Annotated in this window: 14 protein-coding genes; 13 read left to right on the top strand and 1 reads right to left on the bottom strand. The window is 61.4% G+C overall.

Going from position 1 to position 12,038, the window contains the following annotated elements; translation table 11 throughout:
- Window positions 1–42: 42 nt before the first annotated feature.
- The 3 genes from der to ACR0JN_RS05470 all read left to right on the top strand — a co-directional run bounded on the left by der (window position 43) and on the right by ACR0JN_RS05470 (window position 3,354).
- Window positions 43–1,506 (top strand): ribosome biogenesis GTPase Der, encoded by a 1,464-nt coding sequence (der, locus tag ACR0JN_RS05480; RefSeq protein ID WP_480884651.1) that lies wholly within the window; start codon window positions 43–45, stop codon window positions 1,504–1,506.
- A gap of 164 nt (window positions 1,507–1,670) precedes the next feature.
- Complete coding sequence (locus ACR0JN_RS05475) at window positions 1,671–2,657, top strand: fatty acid desaturase (RefSeq protein WP_480884650.1); 987 nt, start codon at window positions 1,671–1,673, stop codon at window positions 2,655–2,657.
- Window positions 2,658–2,748: 91 nt separating this feature from the next.
- Complete coding sequence (locus ACR0JN_RS05470) at window positions 2,749–3,354, top strand: helix-hairpin-helix domain-containing protein (protein ID WP_480884649.1); 606 nt, start codon at window positions 2,749–2,751, stop codon at window positions 3,352–3,354.
- 57 nt (window positions 3,355–3,411) lie between these two features.
- Here the strand turns inward: ACR0JN_RS05470 and serS are convergent, their stop codons facing one another.
- Entirely contained in the window at window positions 3,412–4,704 is a 1,293-nt protein-coding gene (gene serS / locus ACR0JN_RS05465) for a serine--tRNA ligase (RefSeq protein ID WP_480815251.1), read from the bottom strand.
- 297 nt (window positions 4,705–5,001) lie between these two features.
- Between serS and yajC the strand changes: the two genes are divergently transcribed.
- The 10 genes from yajC to ACR0JN_RS05415 all read left to right on the top strand — a co-directional run bounded on the left by yajC (window position 5,002) and on the right by ACR0JN_RS05415 (window position 12,034).
- Window positions 5,002–5,289, top strand: coding sequence for a preprotein translocase subunit YajC (gene yajC / locus ACR0JN_RS05460; protein WP_480613639.1), 288 nt, complete (start codon window positions 5,002–5,004; stop codon window positions 5,287–5,289).
- Window positions 5,290–5,322: 33 nt separating this feature from the next.
- Window positions 5,323–6,987, top strand: coding sequence for a protein translocase subunit SecD (secD, locus tag ACR0JN_RS05455; RefSeq protein ID WP_480884648.1), 1,665 nt, complete (start codon window positions 5,323–5,325; stop codon window positions 6,985–6,987).
- Between the two features lies 1 nt (window position 6,988).
- The gene (secF, locus tag ACR0JN_RS05450; protein WP_480884647.1) at window positions 6,989–7,957 is read left to right on the top strand and encodes a protein translocase subunit SecF; all 969 of its coding nucleotides are present in this window, start codon (window positions 6,989–6,991) and stop codon (window positions 7,955–7,957) included.
- Entirely contained in the window at window positions 7,950–8,696 is a 747-nt protein-coding gene (locus ACR0JN_RS05445; RefSeq protein ID WP_480884646.1) for a TSUP family transporter, read from the top strand. Before secF ends, ACR0JN_RS05445 begins: the two co-directional genes overlap by 8 nt.
- A gap of 9 nt (window positions 8,697–8,705) precedes the next feature.
- Window positions 8,706–9,059, top strand: a complete 354-nt coding sequence (locus ACR0JN_RS05440; RefSeq protein WP_480884645.1) for an Mth938-like domain-containing protein — start codon at window positions 8,706–8,708, stop codon at window positions 9,057–9,059.
- Window positions 9,060–9,241: 182 nt separating this feature from the next.
- On the top strand, window positions 9,242–9,856 hold the full coding sequence (ccmA, locus tag ACR0JN_RS05435) for a heme ABC exporter ATP-binding protein CcmA (protein WP_480884644.1): 615 nt from the start codon (window positions 9,242–9,244) through the stop codon (window positions 9,854–9,856).
- Window positions 9,853–10,509, top strand: a complete 657-nt coding sequence (ccmB, locus tag ACR0JN_RS05430) for a heme exporter protein CcmB (RefSeq protein ID WP_480815257.1) — start codon at window positions 9,853–9,855, stop codon at window positions 10,507–10,509. The genes ccmA and ccmB overlap by 4 nt, the downstream gene beginning before the upstream one ends.
- Before the next feature lie 61 nt (window positions 10,510–10,570).
- Window positions 10,571–11,344 (top strand): heme ABC transporter permease, encoded by a 774-nt coding sequence (locus tag ACR0JN_RS05425; protein ID WP_480815258.1) that lies wholly within the window; start codon window positions 10,571–10,573, stop codon window positions 11,342–11,344.
- Complete coding sequence (ccmD, locus tag ACR0JN_RS05420; protein ID WP_480815259.1) at window positions 11,341–11,499, top strand: heme exporter protein CcmD; 159 nt, start codon at window positions 11,341–11,343, stop codon at window positions 11,497–11,499. Before ACR0JN_RS05425 ends, ccmD begins: the two co-directional genes overlap by 4 nt.
- The gene (locus ACR0JN_RS05415; protein ID WP_480884643.1) at window positions 11,492–12,034 is read left to right on the top strand and encodes a DsbE family thiol:disulfide interchange protein; all 543 of its coding nucleotides are present in this window, start codon (window positions 11,492–11,494) and stop codon (window positions 12,032–12,034) included. The genes ccmD and ACR0JN_RS05415 overlap by 8 nt, the downstream gene beginning before the upstream one ends.
- Window positions 12,035–12,038 lie beyond the last annotated feature (4 nt).

The following is a 12,038-nucleotide window of genomic DNA, read 5'->3' as shown; positions in this document are numbered from 1 at the left end:
GATGCGCTAAAGGGCGCTTCTTGAGTCTTGAAAGTTGAGAACATGTCGCTGACCCTCGCCATCGTGGGGCGCCCGAATGTGGGCAAATCCACCCTGTTCAACCGCCTTGTGGGCAAACGTCTGGCCCTGGTCGACGACCAGCCCGGCGTGACGCGTGACCTGCGCGAAGGCGAAGGGCGGCTGGGTGACCTGCGCTTTACCGTGATCGACACGGCGGGCCTTGAAGATGCGACCGATGACAGCCTGCAAGGCCGGATGCGCCGCCTGACCGAGCGCGCGGTGGATATGGCCGATGTCTGCCTGTTCATGATCGACGCGCGGGTGGGCCTGACCCCGACCGATGAGTTGTTCGCCGAAATCCTGCGTAAACGCTCGAAGCATGTGATCTTGGCCGCCAATAAGGCCGAAGGCAACGCAGCGGATGCGGGTGTGCTTGAGTCCTATAATCTGGGCCTTGGCGAGCCTGTCCGCCTGTCGGGCGAGCATGGCGAGGGGATGACGGACCTCTATGCGCAGTTGATGCCTCTGGCAGATGCGGCCGAGGAACAGGCCGTCGATGATACCCCCGAAACCGATATCGAACTGGATGAGGATGGCGAGGGCGAGGCCCCTCTGATCACCGCCGCCAAGCCTTTGCAGGTCGCTGTGGTGGGTCGTCCGAATGCCGGTAAATCCACGCTGATCAACAAGATCATGGGCGAAGATCGCCTGTTGACCGGGCCCGAGGCCGGGATCACCCGCGACGCGATCAGCCTGCGTATCGACTGGGCCGACCCCGAGGGCGGTAGCACCCCGATGCGTATCTTTGATACCGCTGGGATGCGCAAAAAGGCCAAGGTGCAGGAGAAACTGGAAAAGCTCTCGGTTTCGGATGGTCTGCGCGCGGTGAAATTTGCCGAGGTTGTCGTCGTCCTGCTTGACGCCGCCATCCCGTTCGAGCAGCAGGACCTGCGCATCGCCGATCTGGCCGAGCGCGAGGGCCGCGCTGTGGTCGTCGCAGTGAACAAATGGGACATTGAGGACAACAAGCAGGAAAAGCTACGCGATCTGAAAGAGTCCTTTGACCGCCTGCTACCGCAACTGCGCGGCGCGCCGCTGATCACGGTATCGGCAAAAACAGGCCGGGGGCTGGAACGCCTGCGCGCTGCCATTCTACGTGCCCATAACGTGTGGAACCGCCGTGTGCCAACCGCTGCGCTGAACCGCTGGCTGACCGCGATGTTGCAGCAGCACCCGCCACCAGCCCCGCAAGGCCGACGGATCAAGCTGCGCTATATGACTCAGGCCAAGACCCGCCCGCCGGGGTTTGTGGTCATGTGCTCGCACCCCGACAAGATGCCCGACAGCTATTCGCGCTATCTGGTGAACGGCCTGCGCGAGGATTTCGACATGCCCGGCACCCCGATCCGCCTGACATTGCGCGGGCAGGGCGACAAGAATCCCTATAAGGGTCGGCGCAAGAAAAACGCCGGTGCGTTGGCCAAACATCTCAAGGGCCGCGCGTAACTGCGCCAATTTTCAGCGTTTTTACTTGCAGGGCGTGACAGCGCCATTTCCCCGCGCTAGCATTCAGTTGCGTGCATTTGTTTTCGCGCGCGCTGCTTGTTTGCGGATCGACCGCGCCTAGTTTTGAGATAAGGGAAATCGGGCCATCGTGGGGAGCGGGCTGGATGGATTTAAGAGAGTATACAAGGCAATACGCGGTACAAGACAACCGACTGGCTGCGCTGAGCTACTTCGGAACATTTGCGGTGTATTTCGCATCGCTGGCGTTGGCGATTGTCTTTGTCGATCGCTGGTACGTCATGGTCCCCGCCGGGGTCGTCTTCGCCTTTTCTGCCGTGCGTCTATACGTGCTGCAGCATGATTGCGGGCATCACTCGCTGTTCGAAACCCGCCAGCAGAACGAATGGGCCGGGCATGTCCTGTCGCCTTTTACCTTCGCGCCGTTCGAGGTGATGAAGCAGAACCACAACCTGCATCACGCGGGCATCGGCAATCTGGAACATCGCGAAACCGGTGAGATCCACACCATGACCCTGCGGGAATGGAATGATGCGGACTGGAAAAAGCGTCTGTATTACAGACTTTACCGCAATCCGTTCATCCTGGTCCCGGTTGGGGCACTGTTTACTTATTTCATCCGCTATCGCTGGCCCAAGAATACCGTCCGCTTCGGGGTTCGGGGGGTCTTGTTGCACAACCTTTCGATTGTTGTGTTTCTGGGCCTGTTGTACCTGACCGCAGGCTCCACCGGCATGCTGGTCTGGCTGGTGTTCTCGATTCTGGGTGGCATGCTGGGCGTGTTCCTCGTGTATCTGCAACATAATTTCGAAGACACCTACTGGGACCGCCGCCCCGATCTGGACCCGCAACTGGCAGCGCTGCACGGTTCGTCGGCATTGGATTTCGGCTGGTGGTTCGATACGGCGGTGGCCTGCATCACGTTGCACGACATCCACCACTTCAATGCGCGAATCCCGTCCTATCGGTTGCGTGCCTGCCACTATAACTTGCCACCGGAATACACCCCCCGCCGCATCAAATTCCCCGAGGCGTTGGCAGCGCTGAGGCTAAAGCTTTGGGACGAGGACGCAAAGCGCCTTGTGCCCTTCCCGAAAAAGGAACGCACAGCCGATCTTGCTCATAGCAGCTAAGGCTGTAGGCTGATGCAGCGCGAAAGTTGGTTTGCAGGGGTGTTTCCCTGCGCATGTACGAAGATGCTGAGAGACAGAGAGAGGACCGATAATGACCGCAGTGACCGATGTAAAAGGTGTAGGAGCAACGCTGGCGCAGGCGCTTGCCGCGAACGGGTTCAAAACCGCCGAAGCCCTGGCCAAGGCGACCCCCGCCGCTCTGGTCAAGGTCCCGCGCGTGGGTGAAGCGCGCGCAGTTTCGCTGATTGCCGCCGCGAAAGAGGCGATTGCCGCCAAACCAGCCGCCGCAAAACCGGCCTCACGCCGGACGCCCGCCCGCAAACCGTCCACGCGTAAGCCAGCGGCACGAAAACCGGCGGTCAGAAAACCAGCCGCGCGAAAGACCGTAGCCGCCGCCGCTGCCGAGAAGCGGGCGGAAGAGGCCGCGCGCAAAGCCGCCGAAGAAAAAGCCGCCGCTGAACTGGCCGCGGCGAAGGAAAAGAAAAAGGCAAAAGCCAAGGCCAAGGCTGAAAAAGCCGCGAAGAAGCGGAAAGAGATGGAGGCTGCGTTCTCGAAGGCCAAGGACAAGGTCAAGGAAAAGTCGAAGAAGGGCAAAAAGTCCAAAAAGGACGAAAAGAAAAAAGGCGACAAGAAGAAAGACGGGAAAAAGAAAGACGCGAAGAAGGATGGTAAGAAGGGTAAAAAGGCGAAGAAGTAACCTCCTCGCCTTTCCGATTTCTGAACCGGCGCCGCGACAGACGCGCGCCGGTTTCTTTTAGGCCAACGTGCCGTCGGTCTGCAGGGTCAGCTTGCCGCCCAGATAGGGGGACAGAACAGCGGGCAGGGACACGGTGCCATCCTCGTTCTGGCCATTTTCCAGAACCGCAATCAAGCAGCGCCCGACCGCTAGGCCGGAACCGTTCAGGGTATGCACATATTCCGGTTTGCCGCCGCCCTCGGGACGGAAGCGCGCGTTCATCCGGCGGGCCTGGAAAGCCCCGGTAGTCGAGACCGAGCTGATCTCGCGATAGGTGTCCTGACCGGGCAACCACGCCTCGATGTCAAAGGTCCGGCGCGCGCCAAAGCCCATGTCGCCGGTGCACAGAACCACGGTGCGATAGGGGATGCCCAGCTGTTCCAGCAGATCCTCGGCGCAGCGCAGCATGCGTTTTTGTTCCTCGTCCGAGGTGTCGGGGTGCGTGACCGACACCATCTCGACCTTTTCGAACTGGTGCTGGCGCAGCATACCGGCAGTATCCTTGCCGGCGCTGCCTGCCTCGGACCGGAAACAGACGGTGTGGGCGGTCATGCGGATGGGCAGGGCGGATTCGTCCAGAATATCGCCGGCCACCGAATAGGTCAGCGTGACCTCGGAGGTTGGGATCAGCCACCAGCCATTGGTGGTCTGATAGCTGTCCTCGCCGAATTTCGGCAGTTTATCGGTGCCATACATCGCCTCATCCCGAACCAGTACCGGAGTTTGGGTCTCGGTCAGGCCGTTCTTTTCGATATGCGTGTCCAGCATGAATTGCGCCAGCGCACGGTGAATGCGGGCGACGCCTTTGGTCAGGTTCACAAACCGGCTGCCGCTGGATTTGGCGGCGGTCTCGAAATCCATCGCGGCTGCAACGGCGGGAATGTCGTAGTGCTCTTTCGGAGCGAAAGCGAACTCGCGCGGGGTGCCCCAGCGGTTGACCTCGACGTTGTCGTTCTCATCCGCGCCCTGCGGCACATCGTCGGCAGGCAGGTTTGCGATGCGGGCCAGTTGGTCAGTCAGCAGCGCGTCGAGGTCCTTGGCCTCGGTCTGCATGCGGGCCACTTCGGCCTTTTTATCGGCCACCAGCGCGCGCAGGCGTTCGAACTCGGCCTCATCCCCGCGCCCTTTGGCAGCACCGACTTCCTTGCTGGCCTTGTTCTGCTCGGCCTGCGCGGTCTCAGCCGCCAGAATCTTGGCCCGGCGGCTTTCGTCCAGCCGCAGCAGGTCTGACGACACCGGCGCGTCCCCGCGGCGCGCAAGAGCGGCGTCGAATGCGGCAGGGTTTTCGCGAATAGCGCGGATGTCGTGCATAGTCCAAGTCCTTAATGCGTGAATCACTGTTGCCGCTTATGCACTATCTGACAGGCGGGGTGTAGCACCGGTTGCGCAAATTGTGCCGAAGGGCGTTTTACCTGCCAATCGCGCCGCAATACCCCGTTGCATCGCGCGCCTAGGGCATATCTGCAACGGTCCGGCCCATCTTTGACCGAACGGATAGCTCCTAGGTGAGACACTGCGCCGCCTTCGCTTGCAAACGCGCATGTCTACGCATAGGTTCCGGCCAAATTTGCGGAACGGTGCCGCAATCCAAAACAAAAGGAATATCCCATGGAAGGTGGCGCAATCGCCCAGTTTCTCCCGCTGATCCTGATCTTCGCGATCATGTATTTCCTGCTGATCCGTCCGCAGCAGAAGAAGATGAAGGAACATCAGGCCATGGTCGAGGCCGTGCGCCGGGGCGATCAGGTCGTCACCCAGGGCGGGATGATCGGCAAGGTGTCCAAGGTCAAGGAAGGCGAAAACGAGATCGAAGTCGAGATCGCTGATGGTGTGAAGGTGCGCGTGGTCAAATCGACCATCGCTCAGGTTCTGAACAAGACCGAGCCCGCGAAGTAACTTCGCCCTACAACCTATTCAAAAGGCAGGGTAATGCTGCAAATTGATACCTGGAAGCGGGTTCTGATCTGGCTGGTCTGTGTGACCGGCCTGCTTCTGGCCCTGCCGAATGCGTTTTACACGCGCGTCGAGCAATCCAATGATGCGAAAGCCGCGATAGAGCTGGGGATCGACACGCCCGAGATGCAGGCCGAAGCCGGGCAGTGGCCGAACTGGCTGCCGTCGTCTCTGGTCAATCTGGGCCTTGATCTGAGGGGCGGCGCGCATCTGCTGGCCGAAGTGCAGGTCGGCGATGTGTACGAATCCCGGATGGAGGCGATGTGGCCCGAAATCCGTGATGCCCTGCGGGACGAACGCGCGATTGTCGGCACGATCCGCAAACAGGACTCGGCCCCGGATGAGATTCGCGTCCGCATTAGCCAGCCCGAGGGGTTACCCCGTGCGCTGGAGGTTGTGCGCGGACTGGCCCGTCAGATCCAGACCCTGACGGGTGTGGGTGCAACCGACATCGAGGCCCGCGCCGAGGGTAACGACACGATTGTCGTGCAACTGACGGATGCCGAGAAACTGGCTTCGGATGATCGGACGGTGCGTCAGGCGCTCGAAATCATCCGCCGCCGGATTGATGAGGTCGGGACCCGCGAGCCGACGATCCAGCGGCAGGGCGCTGACCGGATTCTGATCCAGGTGCCGGGCATCGGCAGCGCAGGTGAGTTGAAGGATATCATCGGCACGACTGCGCAGTTGACCTTCAACCCGGTTGCCGGTCGCGGCACCGACCCGGATGCCATAGCTCGTCCGGGTGAAAAGGTTGTGCCTTCTATTGACGAGCAGGGGGTTTACTACACGCTGGACTCCGCACCCGTGGTAACCGGCGAAGAACTGGTCGATGCACAACCATCCTTCGACCAGAACGGAAGGCCTGCAGTCAACTTCCGCTTCAACACTTCAGGCGCGCGCAAATTCGGCGACTACACGCTGGAAAACATCGGCGCGCCCTTCGCCATCGTTCTGGATGACGAGGTCATCTCGGCCCCCGTGATCCAAAGCCACATTCCGGGCGGCTCGGGCATCATCACCGGCAACTTCACCGTCGAGGAAAGCACCAATCTGGCCGTCCTGCTACGCGCAGGTGCGCTGCCTGCGGGGCTGGATTTCCTGGAAGAACGCACCATCGGCCCCGAATTGGGGCAGGACAGTATCGACGCGGGTAAGGTGGCGACCACCGTGGCCTTCATCGCAGTGCTGGCCTTCATGGCGCTTAGCTATGGTCTGTTCGGCCTCTTTGCCAATGTCGCGCTGATCATCAACGTCGGCCTGCTGTTCGGGTTGCTCTCGCTGATCGGGGCCACGCTGACTCTGCCGGGTATTGCCGGGATCGTCCTGACGGTCGGTATGGCGGTGGACGCCAACGTACTGATCTTTGAACGTATCCGCGAGGAACTGAAATCCGCCAAAGGCCCGGCGCGCGCCATCGAACTGGGCTATGAAAAGGCGCTGTCGGCCATTCTGGACGCCAACGTCACCACCTTCATCACTGCAACGATCCTGTTTGCCATGGGCAGTGGCCCGGTTCGCGGCTTCGCCATTACCTTGGGGCTGGGCATTCTGACCTCGGTCTTCACGGCGATCTTTGTGACGCGCCTGATGATCGTGATGTGGTTCGAACGCCGCCGTCCGAAAATGATCGAGGTTTGACATGAGACTTAAACTCGTACCGCAAAACACCTCGTTCGATTTCTTTAGCCGCTGGAAGGTCTGGCTGGGCATCTCGGGCTTGCTGATGGTTCTGGCCTTCGGGTCGTTCCTGCTGCAAGGCCTGAACTTTGGCATCGACTTCCGGGGCGGCACCACGATCCGCACCCAAAGCGCGCAGGAAATCGACGTCGGTGCCTATCGCGATGCCATCTCGCCGCTGGAACTGGGCGATATCACGATCACCCAAATTTTCGACCCGACCTTCGGACCGGATCAAAACGTCGCCATGATCCGTATCCAGGCGCAGGACGATGCCGAGGCGGTTTCGGCCGCCACCGTGACCGCTGTCGAAGAGGCGTTGAAAATCGCGGCACCGGACATCGAGTTCGTGTCGGTCGAATCCGTCGGCCCCAAAGTCTCGGGCGAGTTGATCCAGACCGCCGTCATCGCGGTGGCCTTGGCCATCGGAGCGGTTCTTGTCTACATCTGGCTGCGTTTTGAGTGGCAGTTTGCGTTGGGGGCGGTTGCCGCGCTGGTGCATGACGTGATCCTGACCATCGGTATCTTCTCGGAACTGCAAATCCGCTTCGATCTGGCCATCATCGCGGCGCTGCTGACCATCGTGGGCTACTCGCTGAACGACACCGTCGTTGTCTTCGACCGGGTGCGTGAGAACCTGCGGAAGTACAAGAAGAAGGACCTGAAAGAGGTCCTGAACATCTCGATCAACGAAACGCTAAGCCGGACGGTCATGACGTCGGTCACGACGCTGCTGGCGCTGATTTCACTCTATGTTCTGGGCGGCGACGTGATCCGGGGGTTCGTCTTCGCGATGATCTGGGGCGTGATCGTGGGGACTTATTCCTCGGTCTTCGTGGCCTCGACCATCCTGCTGTGGCTGGGGGTCAAGCGCGACTGGTCCAAACCGTCGAACACGGCGGGTAACCAGTTTGCCAACGTGGATGCCTGAGTTCTTCGGCCAGCCCCCTGAAGGGCTGGCCATCCTCTTTTTTGCAGCCTTTCTGGGCGGCGTCGTGCGCGGGTTTTCCGGCTTCGGTACCGCGCTGATTTTCCTTCCAATCGCAACCCCACATCTCGGCCCGTTCGGCGCGCTGATCGGCCTGACCATCATGGATATCTTCGGCCCGCTGCCCAACCTGCGCCGCGCCTGGGCTGAGGTCGACAAGGGCGACCTAACCCGACTGGTCGGCGGATGCGCTGTGGTATTACCGGTAGGCCTATGGGTCCTGACGCAGGTCGACCCCGAGGTGTTTCGGTATGCGGTCAGCCTGCTCGCGCTCTTTATGCTCGCGGTTCTGATATTGGGGCTCCGGTATAACGGCCAAGTCAGCCGCGCGATGGTCTCTGGCATCGGCGCGGCTGCGGGCTTTCTGGGTGGAGTCGCCGGTCTGCCGGGGCCTGCAGTAATCCTGTTCTACATGTCCCGCCCGCTGCCGGTGCAAGTGATCCGCGCCACGATCCTGCTGTTTCTGTTTGCGTTCGACTTCCTCCTTCTCGGTTACCTGACCGGAATCGGGCGGGTGACATGGGTCGCCGCCGCGCTGGGGCTTGCTCTGGCAATCCCGAATCTCGTGGGCAACTGGCTGGGCGGATGGATGTTCCGCCCCGAGCGAGAAAGGCTCTACCGAGCAGCCGCCTATCTGGCCATCGCACTGGCGGCCTTGTCGGGCCTGCCGCTTTGGGGCTAGAACCGCTGCATGCGCCTGAACGAGATTAAATACACCAACGCAGTCCCGATCGACGGTTACGGCTCCGGCTTCTTCCGCATCGGCGGACAGGTACACGAGGGCCCGGTTCTGACCGGACCCACTGGAACAACAGGGTGGGGCGGCTATGACGACCAAACGCCCCTGATGAACTTAGCAGATCACATCGACGTCCTGTTCATCGGCACCGGCAAAGACCTGACCCACATCCCGCCCGACCTTCGCAACCAGATCGAAAACGCAGGCATCGGAGTAGAGATCATGAACTCCCCCGCCGCCTGCCGCACCTACAACGTGCTGCTCTCCGAAGGCCGCCGGGTTGCCCTCGCCCTGATCCCCGTCTGAGGGATCCAATCTTCATCTGTCCATAAATATCCCGGGGAGCCGCCATTGGTGCGCCATTGGTTCGAGCGCCAATGGCGGCGGGGCTGGCCCCTCGCTCCGCCCCGACCAAACAAGCCCAACCCTCACCACTCTGCGGCAATTCCGTCCTTTTGTCCGCCCACACAATCCGCTAAGCGGGCCACATGACACTGATTGTGACCGATCTGACCATCACCCGTGGCGGCGTTCCCGTGCTCGAAGGGCTAAGCTTCACGCTCCACTCCGGCAAGGCGCTGATCCTGCGCGGGCCGAACGGGATCGGCAAAACGACCCTGCTGCGCACGCTGACCGGGTTGCAACCGCCCCTGGAAGGGCACATCGAAGGGGCAGACGATCAGATCGCCTATGCGTCGCATTCCGACGGGCTGAAACCCACCTTGTCGGTGACAGAGAACCTCAGCTTCTGGGCCTCGGTCTTCGGTACCACAACGATCCAACCCGCTCTTGACGCCTTTGCCCTGAACGATCTGGCAGACCGTCATGCAGGCAACCTGTCGGCAGGACAAAAACGCCGCCTCGGGCTGGCGCGAATGCTGGTCACGGGCCGTCCGATCTGGATGCTGGATGAACCCACAGTGTCTCTGGACAAAAACGCGGTGCAGATGTTCGCCGATGCGGTGCGCGCGCATCTGGGGCAGGGCGGCTCGGCCCTGATCGCCACCCATATCGACCTTGGCCTTGACGGAGAGGTTCTGGATGTCGGCCCCAACAAGGCCAAACCCAAACCCATCGACGACTTCGACGGAGGTTTCCTGTGATCGCCCTGCTGCTGCGCGACCTGAAACTGGCCTTCCGTGCGGGCGGAGGTTTTGGACTGGGGCTGGCCTTTTTCCTGATCGTCACGGTCCTGGTGCCCTTCGCCGTCGGCCCGCAATCTTCCCTGCTTTCGACCATCGCCCCCGGCGTTCTGTGGCTGGGTGCGCTGCTGGCCTGCCTGTTGTCGCTGGACCGCCTTCTGGCGCTGGATTGGGAAGACGGCTCGCTCGATCTTCTGGCTACGGCTCCGCTGCCGCTCGAAGCCGTGGTCTCGATCAAAGCGCTGGCCCATTGGCTGACAACTGGTCTGCCGCTGGTGCTGGCAGCCCCGTTTCTGGGCGTCCTGCTGAACCTGCCGGTGCCCGGTTTCGCCTGGCTGGTGATCTCGCTGCTGATCGGCACCCCGGCGATGAGCGTCATCGGCACCTTCGGCGCGGCCCTGACCGTGGGCCTGAAACGCGGCGGCCTGCTGTTGTCGCTGCTGGTGTTGCCGCTTTACGTCCCAACCCTGATCTTCGGGGCCGAGGTCGCCCGCCGCGGTGCCATCGGGATGGAGGTTCAGACACCGTTGCTGATGCTGGCCGGGATCACGGCGGCCACAATTGCGCTGTTGCCTTTTGCAAGCTCCGCAGTGTTGCGGATCAATCTGCGGTGAAGCGCCACAAGATTGACCGAGGTCAATTGAGAAAACACCCGAGTCGGACTAGATAAGGCCCATGTCTATCGCAGCCAAAGCCAACGCCCTCTGGGAATATGCCAACCCGCGAAAGTTCCTCGCAACCAGCGAACGCGTTCTGCCGTTCTTCTGGATCGCCTCGGCGACCTGTATCGTGGTCGGTCTGGTCTGGGGCTTCTTCTTCACGCCGGATGATTACAAGCAGGGCTCGACGGTCAAGATCATCTACCTGCACGTTCCGGCGGCGCTGATGGCCATCAATTGCTGGCTGATGATGCTGGCAACCTCGTTGGTCTGGCTGGTGCGGCGTCACCATGTCAGCGCGCTGGCCGCCCGCGCTGCCGCGCCCATCGGCATCGTGATGACCCTGATCGCACTGGCGACCGGGGCGATCTGGGGCCAGCCGATGTGGGGCACCTGGTGGGCCTGGGACCCGCGCCTGACCTCGTTCCTGATCCTTTTCCTGTTCTATCTGGGCTATGTCGCCTTGTGGGAAGCGATCGAGAACCCCGATACCGCAGCCGACCTGACGGCGGTCCTGTGTCTGGTTGGCTCGGTCTTTGCGATTCTCAGCCGCTACGCGGTGAACTTCTGGAATCAGGGCCTGCATCAGGGCGCGTCGGTCATGCGGGCCGGAGCCGTTACTGGCACGGATACCGAGGAAAAGGTCAGCAACATCTTCTTCTATCCACTGCTGATCTGCATCATCGGCTTTGTGCTGCTGTTCGTTGCGCTAGTGCTCTACCGCACCGGTACTGAAATTCGCGCGCGCCGGATCAAGGCGCTGCTGGCGCGGGAAAGGGTGGGCGGATGATCCCCGATCTTGGAAAATATGCGGACGCTGTCTTGTCCTCTTACGCGGCGTCCATCCTCTTGCTGGTGGCTTTGGTCGTGTTCAGCATCATGCGGGGCCGCAAGGTCCGCGCCGAGATGGAGAAGGTCGAACAAAGGATGACGCGCAATGGCTAAAGTCTCGCCCCTGATGATCGCGCCGCCGCTAATCTTCGGCGCTTTTGCCGTTCTGGCGGGGATCGGAATGTTCCGCGACGACCCCAACGCGCTGCCCTCGGCTCGTGAAGGCCAGACTGCGCCGCCCGTTGTCCTCACCGAATTCCCCGGCAAGCAATTGTTCGATGATGCCACGCTGCGCGATGGTGAGGTCAAGCTGGTCAATTATTGGGCCAGCTGGTGCGCCCCCTGCCGCGCCGAGCACCCCAACCTCGAAGCGCTGGCCCAAGAGGGTATCCCGGTTCTCGGCATCAACTACAAAGACCAGTTGGACAACGCCGAAGGGTTCCTGACCGAACTGGGCGACCCCTATGAGGCCATCGGCCGGGACGAGCAAGGGCGCATGGCGCTCGACTGGGGCCTGTACGGCGTGCCCGAGACCTACGTGATTGACGGCGAAGGCACGGTCATTCTGCGCTTCGCAGGCCCGATCACCCAGCGCGTCATCGAAAGCACTATCCGTCCCGCGCTGGAAAAAGCGGCTGGCGGCTCATAGCTGA

The sequence above is a fragment of the Ruegeria sp. G12 genome (genome assembly GCF_056533565.1).
Note: the sequence above shows the minus strand (reverse complement) of the source record. Positions and strands in the feature narration are given on the sequence as shown.